Here is a 19397-nt window from a genome sequence, read left to right as displayed (position 1 = left end):
TGCCACAACAATACCAAATTCACTAACTAAATTAAACATAAATGAGCTCAATAATAAAAAAAGTTGCATCCATAACTGTATTAATAATGTTGATAATTTTGGTTGGTGTATTTTCAATTTTATGGATTTATTCAAATAAGCTACCAGACTACAAATTCTTAAAAAATTACAAACCTCCTGTATCTAGCAAATTATATTCAGGTAATGGGGTATTGGTTAGTGACTTTTCTTCCGAGAAGAGAATATTTGTGCCATTTGAGGCTATACCAAATGTTTTAATCAATTCTTTCCTGTCTGCCGAAGATAAAAATTTTTTTTACCATCCCGGGGTAGATGCAAAAGGTATCGTTAGAGCTATTAAGAATAATATCAAAAATGCACTAAAATCAAAAAGGCTAGAAGGAGCCTCGACTATAACCCAACAGGTCGCAAAAAATTTTTTACTTTCAAATGAGGTAAGTTTTGATAGAAAAATTAAGGAAGCAATTTTAGCTTTTCGAATCGAAAGAGCTTTAAGTAAAGAGAGAATTCTAGAGCTTTATTTAAACCAAATATATTTAGGTGAAGGAAGTTATGGAATAGCTTCAGCTAGTTTGAGATATTTTGATAAATCAATTAATGAATTGAATTATTCAGAAGCAGCTTTATTAGCAGCATTACCAAAGGCTCCAAGTAGATATAATCCATATAAAAACATAAAACTAGCTAAATACAGAAGAGATCTTGTTTTAAAAAATCTTTATGAAAATCAATACATAGATCAAAATTTATTAAATGAATTAATAAATACAGACATTAAACTCAGTAAAAGACAAAGAATATATTTAGAAGACTCTAGATATTATGTTGAAGACGTAAGAAAAAAAATAATTGACACATATGGTTTTGACAAAGTTTATAAACAAGGTTTTAACATTAAAACTCCAATTGATTTAAATTTACAAACTAAAGCCTCAGCAGCATTAAGAAAAGGTTTAGAACAATATGATAGAAGAAGAGGTTGGAGAGGTTCTTTAAAAAATATAAAAATAACTAACAATTGGAATAAAAATTTAGATAAGTTCAAATTAGAAAAATCTTTAGGGTGGGAAATAGCAATTATAAAAAAAATAAATAAATTTGAAGCAAATATAGAAACTGAAAATAACATAAAAGGCAAAATTAAATTTGAAAATTTAAATTGGACAAGAAAAAATATAGGTGAGTTATTTAAAGTTGGAGATTTAGTTTATGTAAAAAATATTAATCAAGAAGACTACGAATTAAAACAATTACCTGCCGTTAATGGTGGAATAGTTGTAATGGATCCATTTACAGGAAGAGTTTTGGCAATGGCTGGAGGATTTAGTTTTAATAAAAGTGAATATAACAGAGTTACTCAAGCTAAAAGACAACCTGGATCAGCATTTAAACCATTTATATATGCATTAGCTTTAGAAAATAATTTTACTCCTTCTACATTAGTTTTAGACGCCCCAATTGTTCTTGAGCAAGGGAGTGATTTAAAGATGTGGAAACCTGAAAACTATGGGAAAAAGTTTTATGGCCCCTCAACGTTAAGAACTGGTGTTGAAAAATCAAGAAATTTAATGACAGTAAGAATTGCTCAAGAAATTGGATTAAACAAAATCACAAATTTTTCAAAAAAACTTAAAATTTATGAAAGACCTGAAGAATTGATGTCAATTTCGCTGGGATCTGCGGAAACTACTTTGCTAAAGATGACAAGCGCTTACTCGTCATTTGTAAATGGTGGAAAGTTAGTTAGGCCAATATTTATAGATAGAATTCAAGACAGTCAGGGAAAAACAATTTTTAAAAATCAGTTAAGATTTTGTAAAGATTGCGACTTGATTTCATACACAAGTGAAAATCTCCCTCAAATTAAAAATAATTATAAGCAAATTTTTTCACCACAAACAGCTTATCAAATGACATCTATTTTAGAAGGAGTTGTTCAAAGAGGAACTGGAAAAAAATTAAAAGATCTTAACTTACAATTAGCAGGAAAAACGGGAACTACTAATAAAAATACAGATGCATGGTTTATTGGTTTCACTTCAAATTTAGTAATTGGAGTTTATGTAGGTTTTGATAATCCAAGAACTTTAGGAAAATTTGAAACAGGATCAAAAACTGCCCTACCTATCTTCAAAGAATTTGTTAAAAATTCAGTCAATAATCACGAGGCAAGACCATTCAAAGTGGCAAAAGGAATTAAAATGATGGTTGTAGATGCATCTACTGGTAAAAAAGCTGACAGTAATTCTAAAAGTACTATTATCGAATCCTTTAAGGAGGAAAAAATTGCAAATAATTACAAAATTGATATTGATAATATTGGCGATGTATCAAAGACAAATATTTTAAAGTTTTATTAAAATGGAATTAGAAACAAGTAATTTAATTAAAGAGATAAACAAAATAATATTAAGAATTAAGGAGTTTCTTTGAAAAAAATAAACTTATCTCTAAACTTGATGAATTAAATAATAAAATTGAGAGCCAAAACTTCTGGCAAGACAGAAAATCATCAGAAAAAATTTTAAAAGAAAAAAAAAATTTAGAATTTTTAGTAGGATCATTTAGTAATTTTGAAAATGACTTTAAAGACATAGTAGAAATTTTAGATCTAGCTATATCTGAAAGCGACAAATCATTACAAGATGAAAGCTTATATAAATTGCAAGATTTAAAATCTGGATTGAAAAAATTAGAGATAAAATGTTTTTTATCTAACGATAGTGATAATCTTGATAGTTACTTGGAATTTCATGCTGGCGCAGGTGGAACAGAAAGTCAAGACTGGGCTGAGATGCTTAGAAGAATGTACATGAAATGGGCATCAAACAAGGGATATTCTGCCGAGCTAATTAGTGAACACAAAGGAGATGAGGCTGGAATTAAATCATCTACAATAAAAATATCGGGTGACTATATTTATGGTTATCTTAAATCAGAATCAGGTATCCATCGATTGGTGAGAATTTCTCCATTCGATTCAGGTGCACGTAGACATACAAGTTTCGCTAGTGTTTGGATTTATCCGGTTGTAGATGATAAAATAGACATTGAGATTATTGAAAAAGATTTACGAATAGATACTTATAGGTCAAGTGGTGCTGGTGGACAGCATGTAAATACAACTGATAGTGCAGTAAGAATAACGCATATCCCAACCAAAATCGTTGTACAATGTCAGAATGAGAGATCACAACATAAAAATAAGGAAACATGTATGAATATGTTGAGAGCTAGACTTTATGAACATGAACTTCAAAAAAGAGAAAAACAAAACGAAAATATAGAAAGTTCAAAATCAGATATAGGATGGGGACATCAAATTAGATCTTATGTATTGCACCCATATCAAATGGTAAAAGATAATAGAACTAATTTTGAAAGCTCTAATCCTGAAAAGGTACTTGATGGCGAAATTGATAATTTTCTTGAGAGCTCATTGTATAAAATAAATGCGTAAATACTTTTTTATAATACCAATTACTATAATCTTTTTATTTTTAGCGATTGTTGCTTACTTAAACTTTTTTGGGCTCAAAACAGATAAATTTAATAAATTAATTTATTCAAAAATCAGCCAAATAAACCCAAAGTTATCCTCTGAAATTAATGATGTATTTATTAAATTAGATATCAAAGAACAGATAATAAAGCTTGAGACTTCAAACGTTAAAATACAAATTGAAGAAGAATATCTTGTTTTAGATAAAATTATTTCAAAATTAAGTTTATCAAATTTGTTAAATAATAGATCAGTTCAGAGTTTAGAAATTTTACTAAGGGAGAATGAAATATCAAACTTAAAAAGTTTTATTTCAGAGTATAATTTTAACTTTTCAAGAGAATTAATTTTAAATCAAATTAAAAAAGGTAAGATTAAAGCTTCAATTTTTTTAGATTTTCAAAATAAAAGCAAAAAATTTGATTATAGTATTTTAGGAAAGGTAACAAATGCACAAATAAACCTTTTAAACAAAGGTGAATTAGAGAAAATTTCTTTTAATTTTATATCTGATCAAAAACAGCATTTGATAAATGATTTAAAATTTATTTATGATGATATCGATTTTAAATCAGACACTATTTCAGCCAAAAAACGTGACAATAGTTTTATAATTAATGGTGATATATCAAATAAAAAACAGGTTTTTGATATAAAAAAATTACAAAAATATTTAGATTATAGCTCTGATTTTGTTGAAAATTCAAAAGTAAACCTTTCATCAAATAATAAGTTTTCATTCAGTCTAATTAATAAAAAAAAAATTGATAAATTTGAATTTAAATCAGAAATAGATTTTGATGAAATAAAATTTAATAAGAATTTAAATCTTCCTATCAATATTAATAATGGTGAATTAAAATTTGATTATAAAAATCACATAGTAGATATAAATATAAATTCATCTTTTTATTTTCTAAGCGATGAAAAGGAACAAGCAAATTTTGGAGATGCTAATTTTTTAATTTCAAAAAAAAATAATGAAAATATAAAAATTAAGGGAAATTTTTCTAACAAAGGAAATAAAATAAACTCTGATCAAATTAAAGAATTACTTAATATTGATAGCAAACTAATACCAAGTCAGGATTTAAATTTTGATTCAAATAATTCGATTGAATTTGAATTAAATAAAAAAAATCAGGTAGAAAACTATAAATTAAATTCGGATTTAAAAATTAGTAAATTAGAGGTCTCAAATAAAGATAGAAATATAAAGAGGTTTTTACCTGAATATAAAGATAAAATATTTTTTAAAGATAATTTAATTGAAATAAATTTAAATAAAAAAATTAAAGATATAAAAATAAAAGGTTCATATTCATTAGATAATACTTTATCTGATAGTTTTAAAATTAATTTAACCCAAAATTCAGACAATTTGGATTTTGATACCGATATTAATTTAAATAAACTCCTTTTGAATTTTAAATCGCTTGATTATAAAAAAAATAAAAAAATTAAATCTAATCTAATTTTAAAAGGTCGATATAATGACGATTTAAGATTTAACAAAATAAAATATCAAGAAAATCTAAATACTATACAGGTAAGTAATTTAATATTATCAAATAAGTATAAAATCAAAAATGTTGACACTGTAATTTTGAATTATGAGAATTTAAATAAGAAACTAAATAATTTAAAATTTCAAAAAAAAAGCGAAAATCGATATAAGCTATCAGGAAGCGAATTTGATGCTGAATTACTCATTTCAAATTATTTAAAAGCAGAAAATATCAATAACATTTTTGAGAGATTTGAAAATATAAACTCAAAAATATTTGTTCAATTTAATAATATATTTATAGATAAAAATAGTAAACTGACTGGCTTAGTAGGAGAGGTTTCATTAAAAAGAAAAGGAATTACTGACGCCGAAATTAAATCTAAAATTAACAATAAAAATGATTTTTCATTATCAATAAAAACTAATTCTAGAGATGAAAAAATTACTAACTTGTTTATTGATGAGCCTGGGCCATTTATAAAAAACTACAAGTTTATTAAAGGTTTTACTAAAGGTAAGCTGTCTTATGGGTCAATAGAAAAAAATAATGAAACAAAAGCAAATCTAAAAATATATGATTTTAAAGTTCAAGACGTTCCTGTTTTAGCAAAGTTACTCACACTAGCGTCTCTTCAAGGTATTGCAGATCTACTTACAGGAGAGGGAATTCGATTTAATGAATTTGAAATGAATTATCAATCTAAACAGTCGCTTACTAACATAAATGAAATGTATGCAATTGGACCAGCAATTTCTATTTTGATGGAGGGGTATATTGAAAAAAATAAACTAACAAGCCTTAGAGGAACTCTTGTGCCAGCCACCACAATAAATAAAACAATTTCAAAAATACCTTTATTAGGAGAGATTTTGGTAGGGAAAAAGGTTGGGGAAGGTGTTTTTGGCGTAAGTTTCAAAATTAAAGGTCCACCAAAAGATCTAAAAACTTCTGTAAATCCAATTAAAACTCTTACACCAAGATTTATAACTAGAACTTTAGAAAAGTTACAAAAAAATTAAATAATAATTTTAAAATGCTTTTTTTTTCCGACTGAAAGTTTAATAAAACCTTTACTTTCAAACAATTTTTTACTTATTAATAATTTTTCATCTTCAATTTTTTCATTATCAATTTTAATTCCATTGTTTTTAATTAATCTTCTTATTTCACTTTTTGATAACTCACTATTTACATGTTCTATCAAACTAATTATATCCTCTCCTATTAAGTCACTTCCAATTTTAACACTAGGTAAATGTTCACCGGTTGAATTTTCTCTAAAAGTGGATTTTGCTAATTCTTCAACTTTTTTTGTTTCAATTTCTCCATGTAACATCTTTGTAGCTTCATTAGCTAATAAAATTTTCAAATCATTTATATTTTCATTTTTAATTTCATCTATCTTTTCTAAAGATAAGTCTGTGAACATTTTTAGAAACTTGGTAACGTCTCGATCATCTGTATTTCTCCAAAATTGCCAATAGTCATAGGTAGATAGTAGGTTTTTATCTAACCATACTGCGCCACTTTCTGTCTTTCCCATTTTTGCTCCGGAAGCCAAGGTTATAAGAGGAGTTGTTAATCCAAAAACTTCTTTTGATGAATATCTTTTTATTAAATCAACACCATTTACAATGTTGCCCCATTGATCCGATCCACCAATTTGAAGAAGACAATTCTGTTTTTTATTCAATTCAAGAAAGTCATATGCTTGGAGAATCATGTAGTTAAATTCCATATAACTTAAAGACTGCTCTCTATCTAAACGTAGCTTTACACTATCGAAACTTAACATTTTATTAATTGTAAAATGTTTTCCTATATCCCTTAAAAAAGAAATATAGTTCAATTCTTTTAACCAAGAATAATTATTTACAAATATAGGCGACGTCCTCTTATTGTCAGTATTAAGATATTTTTTTAAAATAAGTTCAATACTTTTAATATTTTTCTCAATCTCATTTTCATCTAAAATTTTTCTTGTTTTATCTTTTCCTGATGGATCTCCTATCCTAGTTGTTCCTCCACCTAGCAAAACTATTGGCTGGTGCCCATGTTTTTGTAACTGCCTCAAACACATGATTTGTAACAAGCTTCCTACGTGTAGACTTTGAGCAGTACAGTCAAATCCTATATAACCTTTGATACTTTTTTTATTTAGTACATTTGAAAGTTCTGTCTCATCCGTACACTGATAGAAATAGCCTCTGTCTTTAAATTCTCTTATAAAATCATTCATAATTTAGTATTTTCAATATACATATTTATTTAAAAATAATAATCAATAATGGACAATAGTATTACATCTTTAGGTTTAATGAGCGGTACTTCTTTAGATGGGATTGATGCAAGTATAATTAATTCAGATGGAAAATCACATCTAGAGGTAAAAGCAAACGATTTTTATCAATATAAGTCTGAGTTTAGACAAAAATTAAGAGATTATATTAAAAATATTAATTCATTAGAAGATATAGAAAATAGTATTTCCGAATATAAAAATCTTGAGAAAGAAATCACTCTTCTTCATTCAGATATATCAAAAAAAATAATATCTAAGCAGACTATTGAAGTTGATTTAGTGGGTTTTCATGGACAAACAATTATTCATAAACCTAAAAAAAAATATTCAATTCAGATGGGGAACCCAAATTTATTATCTCAATTAATTCAAAAAAAAGTCATTTTTAATTTTAGAAAAAACGATATGGAAAATAATGGAGAGGGTGCACCTTTAACACCAGTCTATCACTCTTTATTATCAAAAAAAATTTTTCCTAATGAACCAAGTATTTTTTTAAATATAGGAGGAGTTTCGAATTTTACTTATTGTAATAATGAAGAGTTAGTTGCTAGAGATATAGGACCAGGAAATGTTTTATTAGATGAATATTTAAAAAAAACAAAAAATATAGATTTTGATAAAAATGGTGAAATTGCCTCAACAGGTCAAATCAACATGGATATTATAAATCAATTTATTGAGCATGATATTTACAGTTCAAAAGACAGACACTCTTATGATAGAAATGAGTTTGATTTTAATTTTATTAAAGGATTAATTTTTGAAGATGCTGTCGCAACTCTTAATTATTTTACTGCCTTAATTATTTCAAATTATTTTAACGAAAATTTTATTAATTGTACAAATATAATTTTGTGTGGTGGCGGTAGGAAAAATAAAACATTAATTCAAAATTTGAAAAATTTATTAAAAAAAAATATTTGTGATATCGATAAATTTAATTATGATGGAGATTTTATTGAGTCCCAAGCATTTGCTTATTTGGCAATAAGATCATATTTTAAAAAAAATATATCCTTTCCTTCTACTACAAAAGTAAGTAAACCAATATCAGGTGGAGAAACGTTTAAAAATTATTAGTAAAGAGCTGTTTCTTTTTTTATATATTTATTTAAAGATTTAATAAGGGCAACATCAGCTTTTGAGAAGAAATGATTTGCTTCTGTAATAGAGTCAAATTCAACTTTAATTCCTTTTTGAGCACTAAGTCTTTTGTTAAGATCATTAATGTGTTCAACAGGAACCAATTCGTCTTTTTTACCATAAATCATTATTCCTGATGTAGGACATGGTGATAAAAAAGAAAAATCATAAACATTTGGTTGAGGTGAAATTGCAACAAATCTATTTATCTCTGGTCTTCTCATAAGTAATTGCATTGCAATTAATGATCCAAAGGAAAATCCTGAAATCCAACATTGCGAATTGTCAAAGTTTTCTCGCTCCAACCAATCTAGTGCAGCGGCAGCATCTGCTAGCTCACCCTGACCATTGTCAAATTCTCCATCACTTTTACCAACTCCTCTAAAGTTTACTCTACAGACTGAAAAGTCGTTATCCATAAAGGTTTGAAATGTATCAACAACAACTTTATTATTCATAGTTCCACCATATTGAGGGTGAGGGTGCAAAACTAATGCTATTGGAGATGTGTTTTTTTTACTTTTATAATATTTTGCTTCTAGCCTTCCTGCAGGTCCAGGAATAAATATTTCAACAATTTTGTTATCTGTAGTTGTCATTGATAATTAATCTCAAAAAAAAATTTTATTTTTCTATCAAAATTGAGCGACAAAATGCAAGTTTTAAAATTTTTCAGAAACTTGACTATTTTAGTCGGGTATATATATAACCCGCATAAAATAATACTAATATGAAATTATCAAGTAAAGGAAGATATGCAGTTATGGCACTTGCCGATCTTGCAAAGTTTGATCCTAATGAACCAGTTTCTTTAAGAGATATCTCTTTAAGACAAGGAATATCTTTAGATTATCTTGAACAATTGTTTTTAAAGTTAAAAAAAAATAACATTGTAAATAGTGTTCGCGGGATTAAGGGTGGATATATTCTTTCTAAAGAAGCATCTAATATCAAAATTTCAGATATCTTTTTTGCAGTTGATGAAAAGGTAAAAACTATAGGGTGTGAAAAACATTCAAAAAAAGGGTGCAATGGTAAAACAGCAAAATGCATTACTCATGATCTCTGGGATGAATTAGAGGATTATATAAATAATTTTTTTGAAAAAAAAAGTCTTAGAGATTTACTAAATCAATCAACAAATAGATTATAGATGAGAGATAAACAAATAGAAGATTTAAAAGAATATAAATATGGATTTACAACTGATATAGAAAATATCAGAGCACCAAAAGGTTTAAATGAGGAAGTAATAAAATTTATTTCTAAAATAAAAAAAGAGCCAGACTGGATGTTGGATTGGAGATTAAAAGCATTTGAGAGATTAAAAAATTTAAAAGAACCAAATTGGCAAAAACCGAAATATCCAAAAATTGATTACCAAGATTTATATTATTATTCAGCTCCCAAAAGTGCTTCTGATAAACCAAAAAGTCTAGATGAATTAGATCCAAAGCTTTTGGAAACTTATCAAAAACTTGGTATACCACTTCAAGAACAAAAAAGATTAAATGGAATAGCAGTAGATGCTGTGTTTGACTCTGTTTCAGTTGCAACGACATTTAAAGATAAGTTGACTGAAAAAGGAATAATATTTTGTTCAATGTCAGAGGCTATTCAAAAACATCCAGAATTAGTAAAAAAATATCTTGGTTCAGTTATACCAGTTACAGATCATTATTTTGCAACTTTAAATTCTGCAGTGTTTACAGATGGTTCATTTGTTTACATTCCAGAGGGTGTAAGATGTCCTATGGAATTATCAACATATTTTAGAATTAATGCATCTGAGACAGGTCAGTTTGAAAGAACTTTAATCATCGCCGACAAAGGAAGTTATGTTAGCTATCTGGAAGGATGTACTGCTCCTATGAGAGATGAAAACCAATTACATGCAGCAAATGTTGAACTTGTTGCATTAGATGATGCAGAAATAAAATATTCAACTGTCCAAAATTGGTACCCAGGAGATAAAGATGGCAAAGGTGGGATTTATAATTTTGTAACTAAAAGAGGATTATGCAAAGGTGTAAATTCTAAAATATCTTGGACGCAAGTAGAAACTGGTTCTGCAATTACTTGGAAATATCCTAGTTGCATTTTACAAGGAGACAACTCTGTTGGAGAATTTTACTCAATTGCAATTACAAATAACCACCAAAAAGCAGATACTGGTACTAAAATGATTCATATTGGCAAAAATACTAAAAGTAAAATAATATCCAAAGGTATTTCAGCTGGATACGCTGATAATACTTATAGAGGTCTTGTAGATATTTTTCCCAAAGCTAAAAATGCTAGAAACTTTACACAGTGTGACTCACTGTTAATGGGTAATAAATGTGGCGCACACACTGTTCCTTACATTAAAAATAGAAATTCAGACTCAAATATAGAACATGAGGCAACAACATCAAAAATCAGTGAGGAACAATTATATTATTGTCAACAAAGAGGTTTAAATTCAGAGGAAGCTGTAGGGCTAATAGTTAACGGTTTTTGTAAAGAAGTTCTTCAACAATTACCAATGGAATTTGCTGTTGAAGCGCAAAAATTAGTTGGAATTAGTTTGGAAGGAAGTGTTGGATAATGTTGGAAATAAACAATTTAGAAGCAGGTATTGATAATAAAGAAATTCTAAAAGGACTTAGCTTAAAAATAAATCCTGGAGAAGTTCATGCAATAATGGGTCCAAACGGATCAGGAAAAAGTACTTTATCAAATATTTTATCTGGAAAAAAAGGTTATGAAATCAAAGGGGATGTAAAATTTGAAAATTCCAACTTACTCGAACTTGAAATTGAAGATAGAGCACATAAAGGAATATTTTTAGCATTCCAGTATCCTCTAGAAATTCCAGGTGTAAACACTAACAACTTTTTAAAAACTTCATTAAATGCCGTGAAAAAAGCAAAAGGTGAAAAAGAATTAGATGCAATTGAATTTCTTAAGCTTGTGAAAGAAAAATCTGCACAATTAAAATTTGATCAAAATATTCTGTCACGACAACTAAATGTAGGATTTTCAGGAGGAGAAAAGAAAAAAAATGAAATTCTTCAAATGTCTATCTTAAATCCAAAATTATCAATATTAGATGAAACAGACTCTGGTTTAGATATTGATGCACTTAAAATAGTTTCCGATGGAGTAAACTCATTAAGAAATACAAATAATTCTTTTTTAATAATAACGCATTATCAAAGATTACTTAATTATATAAAGCCAGATTTCGTTCATGTTTTGAAAGACGGAAAAATAATAAAAACTGGAAATTTTGAACTAGCACTAGAATTAGAAAAACAAGGTTATGAGAGCTTATAAATGTTAAAAGAAAATTTAGAATTTGAAAGTTTAACTTATAAAACTTTAGGAAACACTAAAGAGCGTAAAGAGCATTTTTTTAAATTTGTAGAAAGTGGGTTTCCCTCAAAAAAATTGGAAGATTGGAAGTTTTCAGATTTAAAATCTATTATAAATAAAAATATAAAAGAACTTAAATTTGGCTTTAATACCATTGAAAGCAAAAGTTACAATTTGAAATTTTTAAAAAATTTTGAACATTCAAAAATTGTTATTTTAAATGGAGAGTTCCTATCAGCAGATATTTTAGATGTAGATAAAAATAAAATAGAGATAAAAAATGAAAACTTGATTTTTAGTGAAAGTTTGAATGAACCTTTAAATAATTTGAATATGGCTTTTGCGAGTAAATTAATTAAATTAAATGTTTTAGAGGATAAAATTGTAGAAAAACCTTTAGTTATTTACCATATATGTGATTTAGATAATAAAACAAATTTAATTAATACTAGATTTGAATTAACACTTCATAGAAATTCATCTTTATCAACTTTGAATTTATTCGAGGATAAATCAGTTAGTGGTTTTAATAATCATAACTTTAATATTGTTATAAATAAAAATTCAAACCTTAAAAATTATATTTTTGATTTAAATAAAAATCAAAATCTAAAATACAGCTTCACTAACATTGATATTTATGAAAACAGTAATTCAGAAAACTTTATTTATTCATCTGGATCTAAATTTTCAAAATATGAAATAAACAGCAATTTAAAAGAAAAATATAGCTCTGCTTTTATTAATGGGATTATAAATTTAGACGAGAACAATCATCATGAAATTAAAACAAATATTAACCATTTGGCCGAAAATACAAAAAGTTATCAATTAATAAAAAGTGTTTTAAACGATAAGTCTACTGGAGTTTATCAAGGTAAAATTTTTGTTAACGATCAAGCTCAAAAAACAGACGGATATCAATTAAGTAAAGCCTTACTTTTAAACGAAAATACAGAATTTAATGGTAAACCAGAATTAGAAATTTACGCAGATGATGTAAAATGTTCTCATGGTTCTACTTCAGGCAATTTGGATGAAAACTCCATATTTTACCTAATGTCTAGAGGTTTAAATTACGATCAGGCAAAAAAGTTACTAATAGATGGTTTCATTAACGATGTAATTGAAAAAATAACAAACATCGAAATACAGAAATATCTAAAGGAGGCGATAAATTAATGGATATAGATAGCATTAAAAGAGAATTTCCAATATTTGATAACAAAGTTCAAAATAATGATCTTGTATATTTAGACAGCGCAAACTCCTCACAAAAACCAAGAGTAGTAATTGATAGAATATATGATTTTTATTCTAAAGAGTTTTCTAACGTAGGTAGAAGTGTTCATTATTTAGCTGTTGCTGCGACAAATCTTTATGAAAATACAAGAACATCAGTTCAAAGATATATTAATGCCAAAGATAAGAATGAAATTGTATTTACCAAAGGTGCTACAGAAGCAATTAATTTGGTAGCAAATACCTTTGGGCAAAAGTATCTAGAAGAAGGTGATGAAGTTTTATTAACAGAACTTGAACATCATTCTAATTATGTTCCTTGGCATTTCCTAAGAAATTCAAAAAAAATTAAAATTGAATTTGCTGAGATTAATGAAGCAGGTGAGATAACTATTGAAGCAATAAAAAACAAAATAACTAATAAAACAAAAATTATAAGCGTTACTCATTTATCAAATGTAACTGGAGCAATATTACCGATTAAGGAAATTGTAGAACTTGCACACTCAAAAAATATTCCTGTTTTAGTGGATGGTTGCCAAGGAGCACCACATTTAAAATTAGATATGCAGGAATTAGATTGTGATTTTTATGCTATATCAGGACATAAAATGTATGGGCCAACAGGAATTGGGGTTTTATACGCAAAAAAGAAATGGTTAGATGATCTACCTCCATACCAAGGTGGTGGAGGAATGATAAATGAAGTTAAAAAAACTGGAATTTCTTATGGTGAACTACCAAATAAATATGAGGCAGGCACAATGGCAACAGCCCAAGTAATTGCATTTAACGAATCTATAAAATTTATGGAAAAAGTTGGTATTGAAAATATAGAAAAGCACGAGAAAGAGTTATTGGATTATGGATTAGATATTTTGGGGAAAAATAATTCAATAAAAATTGTAGGTAATCCAATAAATAAAGGTGGAGTGATTTCTTTTACCATTGAAGGTGTTCACCCACATGATATTGCAACTATTCTTGATGAAGATGGAGTAGCAATCAGAGCAGGACATCATTGCTGTCAGATATTACATGAAAAGCTGAAACTCCCGGCCACTGCAAGAGCATCGTTTGGTATATATAATACAAAAGATGATATCGATCAATTAAGCCAATCAATAGAAAATTGCAAAAAAATATTTAACATATAATGGACCTAAAAGAATTATATCAAGAAATTATTTTGGATCATGGTAAAAATCCTAGAAATTTAAGAAAAACTGAAAACTTTAATAAAGACGCTAAAGGGCATAATCCTTTATGTGGAGATAACGTTCATATCTATTTAAAATTAAACGAAAATAAAAAAGTTGAGGATATTTCATTTGAAGGACATGGGTGCGCTATATCAATGGCATCAGCCTCTATAATGACTGATTTAGTTAAAGGTAAAGAGGAAGCTGAGGTAAAAGAAATTGTAAACGATTTTTTAGATATGATTAAAGAAAAAGAGGAACTTCAAAATAAAATCTTAAATGAAGATGAAAAAACTAAATTAATGTGTCTATCAGGTGTAAAACAGTACCCAATGAGAGTAAAATGCGCTACTCTTTCTTGGCATACTCTAACATCAGCAATAGATGATTTTCAAAAAATAGTAAATACTGAAAGCTAAAAATGGATTTAAAAGAAAAAGTAATTACAGAAATAAAAAAAATATATGATCCTGAAATTCCGGTAAATATTTATGAACTTGGTTTGATTTATGACATTAAAATTAAAGATAAAGACGTCCAAGTTAAGATGACGCTTACAACACCTAACTGTCCAGTTGCAGAAAGTTTGCCTAAAGAAGTTAAGGATAGTATAATGCAACTTAAAGAAGTTAATAAAGTTGATCTTGATTTGGTTTGGGATCCTCCTTGGGACAAATCAATGATGTCAGAGGCAGCAAAATTAGAACTAAATTTATGACAAAACAAATAATAACTCTAAGCGATAATGCAGCAGCAAGAATAAAAGAAATAATGTCTAAAGATCAGCAGAATTCTCTTGGTGTAAGAGTTGGAGTTAAATCAGGCGGATGCGCAGGGATGTCTTATATTATGGAATACACAAAAGAAATTAATCCTAACGATGAATTAATTGAAGATAAAGGGGTTAAAGTTTTTATTGATTCTGCAGCGGTAATTTATCTGCTTGGTACAGAAATGGATTATAAAAAAGATCAATTTTCGTCCTCATTTGTGTTCAATAATCCCAATGAAACAGAGCGTTGTGGATGCGGAGAGTCATTCAAAATCTAGTATTAGTTTAGTGCATACCAGAGTTGTTAAAAACACATATCTATTGTATAAGCAAGATATGAATAAATTTGAGTTTAAAAATCTTGTTAAAGACCTTAAGGATAACTTGAAGGAAAGATCATTCTTTAAAGTTTTACGTAAAGAAGTTGAGACTGGAGCTAATGGTACTCAAGATTACGTTGTTAAAAAAGGTGTTAACAAAGATTCAATTGCATCAACTAAACAGTAGTTAATTATTAACTGCTATAATACATCTCAAACTCAACCGGGTGAGGTGCATGCTCAAATTTATGAATTTCCTCGAACTTAAGTGCAATATAGGCGTCTATTTGATCGTCACTAAATACTCCACCTTGAGTTAAAAACTCTCTATCTTTATCCAAAGCTTCCATTGCTTCTCTTAAAGATCCACAAACTGTTGGAATACTTTTTACCTCTTCCTCAGGTAATTCATACAAATCTTTGTCAAAAGAATCCCCAGGATGAATTTTATTTTTAATTCCATCTAAACCCGCCATTAACATTGCCGCAAAAGTTAAGTAAGGGTTTCCAGCAGCATCTGGAAATCTAATTTCACACCTTGCGCCTTTTTTGCTTAAAGTAATTGGTATCCTACAAGATGCAGATCTGTTACGTGCTGAATATGCTAATAATACTGGTGCTTCGAAACCAGGTATTAATCTTTTGTAACTGTTTGTTGTAGAGTTAGCAAATGCATTAATTGCTTTAGCATGTTTTAAAATTCCACCAATATAAAACAATGCTGTTTCAGATAATCCTGAATATGCATCACCAGAAAAAACAGGAGTATCACCTTTCCAAACTGATTGGTGTATATGCATACCCGAACCATTATCTCCTGCCACGGGCTTTGGCATAAACGTAGCTGTTTTTCCAAATGAGTGTGTAACCATTTGAACAACATATTTATATAACTGAACATTATCCGCTTGGTTTACTAGTGTACCAAAATACATACCTAGCTCGTGTTGACTTGGAGCAACTTCATGGTGATGTTTTTCAACTTTAATACCAACATCCTTTAATCCTTTTAAATATTCGCCTCTCATATCTTGAGCACTATCAACTGGTGGAACTGGAAAATATCCTCCTTTGATACCAGGTCTATGTCCCATGTTTCCATTTTCATACCTTTTTCCAGAATTGTAAGGACCTTCCGTGCTATCAATAGCAAAACTAGTTTCGTTCATATCGTTTTTAATTCTTACATCATCAAAAACAAAAAATTCTGGTTCTGGTCCGAAAAAAGCTTTATCACCAATACCTGAGGATTTTAGATATTCCTCTGCTCTTTTAGCTGTACCCCTTGGATCACGTTCATAAGGGTTTTTCTTTACAGCATCTAAAATATCACAGAATAAAACTAATGTATTATGAGAAGTAAAAGGGTCCATAAACATTCTTGATAAATCTGGTTTTAGTATCATGTCAGACTCATTTATTGCTTTCCAACCAGCTATTGACGAACCATCAAAAAAGACACCTTGATTTAACATGTCTTCATCTACTACAGTAGAGTCTATTGTTAAGTGTTGAAGTTTTCCTCTTGGGTCTGTAAATCTAAGATCTACAAATTCAGCCTCTTTGTCTTTGATCATCTTAAGTACATCACTAGCGCTCATAATTTACTCCTATTAATTTTGTAATCTGGGGTCATTAACATTAAAAAAATGATAAATAATGCATATAAAATAGATAACACGTATGCATTTTTTACATATATATATGCTCAAAATTAATGATTTTATTAACAACTTGAGATTGATATGAACGCTATAGACAAAGAACCAGTGCTAAGAGCAAAAAAAGCACTTAAAGATTTTGATATCTCCCTTGATGTAATTGAATTAAAAACTTCAGCTAGAACTGCAATTGATGCTGCAAATTCACTTAACTGTGAAATAGGTGCAATTGTAAAAAGTCTTCTTTTTAAAACAGAAAAAAACTTCATTTTATGCTTGGTAGCAGGAGATAAAAAATGCTCTTTAAAGAAATTAAAAAAAATCACTAATTTAAAAGATATAAAAATGGCGTCTCCTGATGAGGTAAAGCAACATACTGGGTATACAATAGGAGGTGTTTCACCTGTAGGACATCTTACAGACTTACAAATTTATATTGATACAACTTTAGAAAGATTTGCAAAAATTTTTGCAGCAGCGGGTCATCCAAATTGTGTATTTGAGATTAGTTTTAATAATTTAATAAAACTCACTAACGGAAAAATTGAAAATTTAATAGAATGAGACAACCAAATTTAATTGATTATATTTTATTAACTCTTCTTGCTTTAATTTGGGCATCAGCTTTCTTTAATATTAAGATAGCCACATATTCATTTGGGCCTGTAACCATTGCTTTATTAAGAGTATTTTTTGGAGCTATTCCAGTTTTAATTTTATGTTTTTATAAAAAAATTAAAGTAGAGGCATTTTCAAAAGATTGGTATTGGTTTGCAATAATTGGTTTTATAAACTTAGTTGTTCCTTTTTTTCTTATTTCTTATGGTGTGAAATCTGTTCAAAGTAATTTAGCTGCAATTTTAATGTCTACAACCCCCTTATCCTCAACAATTTTGGGACATTATTATACAAAAAATGAAAAATTTAACTTTACAAAAACCATCGGAATTTTAATTGGTTTTGCAGGGATAGTATATTTATTTTCTGACAATTTATTAATTAACGAAAGTAATTTTATCTCTGCAATACTAATTTTAGTTGGGTCTACTTGTTATGTAATAGGTGGTGTACTAACTTTAAAAATAAAAGAAAAAAAAAATGAGAATGTTACTGGTTCAATATTAATTTGGGCAGTTATAATTCTAATACCTTTATCTTTTTTTATAGAAAAACCCTGGACATATAATCCATCAATTCAGTCAACTGTATCTGTAATATATCTTGGATTAGTATCTACAGGTATAGCTTGGTTGTTAAGATTTAAAATTTTAGTAGATAATGGTTTAATTTTTCAGTCGCAGGTATCTTATTTAATTCCTATATTTGGAACTATTCTTAGTTATATATTTCTAAAAGAATTAATTACTGTAAAAGTATTAATATCTCTAATAGCTGTTGTAATTGGTATTTACTTTGTAAGACGAGCGGGTGGTAAAAAGGTTATTTAAGAGTTGAAATTTCTTTTATATGCTCTGGTTTAGTTTCACAACAGCCTCCTAAAATTTTTGCACCCTTTTCAACCATTCTTTTTGTAAATTTATAAAACTCTATTGCACTTAGATTTCTTGAACCAAGTGCAATGTTAGGATTTGTTCCGATTTCATTATGTTTTGCTGAATTAAAAGTTTGCACTGGAGTTGGTTCTTCAATGCCCCATAAATTTACCTTAAATCCGAAAGGAAGTTTTAAATCAGAAAAAAAATCAGATGTTCTATCAACTATTTCAGGAGATACACAAGCAAAAACTAGACCAATCCAATTGTTACATTTAAATTTTTCAATTATATTTTGAACACTTTCACCCGAAGGTAATTTGCAATTTTTTTTTAAATGTATGCCTACAACCACCTTTTTTCCAAGTTTTTCTACAATATTTGAAGCAATTTCGATTTCTCTACCACTGCTTACAACATCAAGATAAAAAAAATCAACATAGGGACTTATTATTTTAGCCTGCTCCTCAAAATCAGATTGAATTTCTGATGAACTTCTTTCATCTTCAACATAAGTATCACTTTGAGATGGCAATGAACCAGCTATCAATATATTTTGTTTAGAAATTTCTCTTGCTTTATTTGCCAATATACCTGCTTGTTCGTTTGCATATTGAAATTTATCTAAAACTTTATTTTGAATAAATCTAATTTTTCTTGCAGAAAAGTTATTTGTTACAATTATATCTGCGCCTGCGTTTATGTAGGACATATGTGCATCAATTACTAAATTATGAAATTCTCTCTCAATTAATGCGCTTGCAGACCATAGTGTACCTTTTGATATCAAACCTTTACTTAAAAGTTCCTGACCCATTCCTCCATCGAAAATTCTAATTTTTTCAAAATATTTAGTATCCATAAA

19 protein-coding genes are annotated in these 19397 nt (G+C 28.1%); 15 read left to right on the top strand and 4 right to left on the bottom strand.

The features are described 5' to 3' along the window. The first annotated feature begins 41 nt into the window (after positions 1-41). The 3 genes from B8063_RS01100 to B8063_RS01090 all read left to right on the top strand — a co-directional run bounded on the left by B8063_RS01100 (position 42) and on the right by B8063_RS01090 (position 6053). Entirely contained in the window at positions 42-2381 is a 2340-nt protein-coding gene (locus B8063_RS01100; RefSeq protein ID WP_085068642.1) for a penicillin-binding protein 1A, read from the top strand. Position 2382: 1 nt separating this feature from the next. After that, positions 2383-3481 (top strand): peptide chain release factor 2 gene (prfB, locus tag B8063_RS01095; protein WP_157101708.1). Its coding sequence is split into 2 segments (ribosomal slippage): positions 2383-2436 and positions 2438-3481, totalling 1098 coding nucleotides; the frame shifts between segments, so codons are not numbered across the junction. Continuing rightward, on the top strand, positions 3474-6053 hold the full coding sequence (locus B8063_RS01090) for a hypothetical protein (protein WP_085068640.1): 2580 nt from the start codon (positions 3474-3476) through the stop codon (positions 6051-6053). Before prfB ends, B8063_RS01090 begins: the two co-directional genes overlap by 8 nt. On the opposite strand, the gene tyrS is transcribed toward B8063_RS01090, so the two are convergent. Beyond that, on the bottom strand, positions 6050-7273 hold the full coding sequence (gene tyrS, locus B8063_RS01085; RefSeq protein ID WP_085068638.1) for a tyrosine--tRNA ligase: 1224 nt from the start codon (positions 7271-7273) through the stop codon (positions 6050-6052). The two genes, B8063_RS01090 and tyrS, sit on opposite strands and share 4 nt — an antisense overlap. A gap of 48 nt (positions 7274-7321) precedes the next feature. Between tyrS and B8063_RS01080 the strand changes: the two genes are divergently transcribed. Then, complete coding sequence (locus B8063_RS01080; protein WP_085068636.1) at positions 7322-8419, top strand: anhydro-N-acetylmuramic acid kinase; 1098 nt, start codon at positions 7322-7324, stop codon at positions 8417-8419. Here B8063_RS01080 and B8063_RS01075 read toward each other — a convergent pair. Continuing rightward, positions 8416-9060: an alpha/beta hydrolase gene (locus B8063_RS01075; RefSeq protein ID WP_085070833.1), complete on the bottom strand. Its 645-nt coding sequence runs from the start codon at positions 9058-9060 to the stop codon at positions 8416-8418. The genes B8063_RS01080 and B8063_RS01075 overlap by 4 nt on opposite strands. Before the next feature lie 152 nt (positions 9061-9212). On the opposite strand from B8063_RS01075, the gene B8063_RS01070 reads away from it, so the two are divergent. The 9 genes from B8063_RS01070 to B8063_RS07205 are packed head-to-tail and all read left to right on the top strand — an operon-like array spanning position 9213 to position 15565. Beyond that, positions 9213-9635 (top strand): Rrf2 family transcriptional regulator, encoded by a 423-nt coding sequence (locus B8063_RS01070; protein ID WP_085068634.1) that lies wholly within the window; start codon positions 9213-9215, stop codon positions 9633-9635. Next, entirely contained in the window at positions 9636-11072 is a 1437-nt protein-coding gene (sufB, locus tag B8063_RS01065; protein ID WP_085068628.1) for a Fe-S cluster assembly protein SufB, read from the top strand. Then, the gene (sufC, locus tag B8063_RS01060; protein WP_085068626.1) at positions 11072-11803 is read left to right on the top strand and encodes a Fe-S cluster assembly ATPase SufC; all 732 of its coding nucleotides are present in this window, start codon (positions 11072-11074) and stop codon (positions 11801-11803) included. The genes sufB and sufC overlap by 1 nt, the downstream gene beginning before the upstream one ends. Continuing rightward, positions 11804-13024: a Fe-S cluster assembly protein SufD gene (gene sufD, locus B8063_RS01055; RefSeq protein ID WP_085068624.1), complete on the top strand. Its 1221-nt coding sequence runs from the start codon at positions 11804-11806 to the stop codon at positions 13022-13024. Continuing rightward, on the top strand, positions 13024-14241 hold the full coding sequence (locus B8063_RS01050; RefSeq protein ID WP_085068622.1) for an aminotransferase class V-fold PLP-dependent enzyme: 1218 nt from the start codon (positions 13024-13026) through the stop codon (positions 14239-14241). The genes sufD and B8063_RS01050 overlap by 1 nt, the downstream gene beginning before the upstream one ends. Next, positions 14241-14705 (top strand): Fe-S cluster assembly sulfur transfer protein SufU, encoded by a 465-nt coding sequence (sufU, locus tag B8063_RS01045; protein ID WP_075521200.1) that lies wholly within the window; start codon positions 14241-14243, stop codon positions 14703-14705. The genes B8063_RS01050 and sufU overlap by 1 nt, the downstream gene beginning before the upstream one ends. A 2-nt stretch (positions 14706-14707) precedes the next feature. Further along, positions 14708-15004, top strand: a complete 297-nt coding sequence (locus B8063_RS01040) for an SUF system Fe-S cluster assembly protein (RefSeq protein WP_085068620.1) — start codon at positions 14708-14710, stop codon at positions 15002-15004. Next, positions 15001-15336, top strand: a complete 336-nt coding sequence (locus tag B8063_RS01035) for a HesB/IscA family protein (RefSeq protein ID WP_075521202.1) — start codon at positions 15001-15003, stop codon at positions 15334-15336. Before B8063_RS01040 ends, B8063_RS01035 begins: the two co-directional genes overlap by 4 nt. A 58-nt stretch (positions 15337-15394) precedes the next feature. Next, on the top strand, positions 15395-15565 hold the full coding sequence (locus B8063_RS07205; RefSeq protein ID WP_179850299.1) for a hypothetical protein: 171 nt from the start codon (positions 15395-15397) through the stop codon (positions 15563-15565). A 7-nt stretch (positions 15566-15572) separates the two neighbouring features. On the opposite strand, the gene glnA is transcribed toward B8063_RS07205, so the two are convergent. After that, entirely contained in the window at positions 15573-16979 is a 1407-nt protein-coding gene (glnA, locus tag B8063_RS01030) for a type I glutamate--ammonia ligase (RefSeq protein ID WP_075521204.1), read from the bottom strand. A gap of 144 nt (positions 16980-17123) precedes the next feature. Between glnA and B8063_RS01025 the strand changes: the two genes are divergently transcribed. Next, positions 17124-17603, top strand: coding sequence for a YbaK/EbsC family protein (locus B8063_RS01025; RefSeq protein ID WP_085068618.1), 480 nt, complete (start codon positions 17124-17126; stop codon positions 17601-17603). Continuing rightward, complete coding sequence (locus B8063_RS01020; protein WP_085068616.1) at positions 17600-18487, top strand: DMT family transporter; 888 nt, start codon at positions 17600-17602, stop codon at positions 18485-18487. Before B8063_RS01025 ends, B8063_RS01020 begins: the two co-directional genes overlap by 4 nt. Here B8063_RS01020 and B8063_RS01015 read toward each other — a convergent pair. After that, on the bottom strand, positions 18480-19394 hold the full coding sequence (locus B8063_RS01015; protein ID WP_085068614.1) for a homocysteine S-methyltransferase family protein: 915 nt from the start codon (positions 19392-19394) through the stop codon (positions 18480-18482). The two genes, B8063_RS01020 and B8063_RS01015, sit on opposite strands and share 8 nt — an antisense overlap. Positions 19395-19397: the final 3 nt, after the last annotated feature.

Origin of the sequence: Candidatus Pelagibacter sp. RS40, from assembly GCF_002101295.1 — a bacterium.
Classification (GTDB): Bacteria; Pseudomonadota; Alphaproteobacteria; order Pelagibacterales; family Pelagibacteraceae; genus Pelagibacter.
This window is presented reverse-complemented; position numbering and strand designations above follow the sequence as displayed.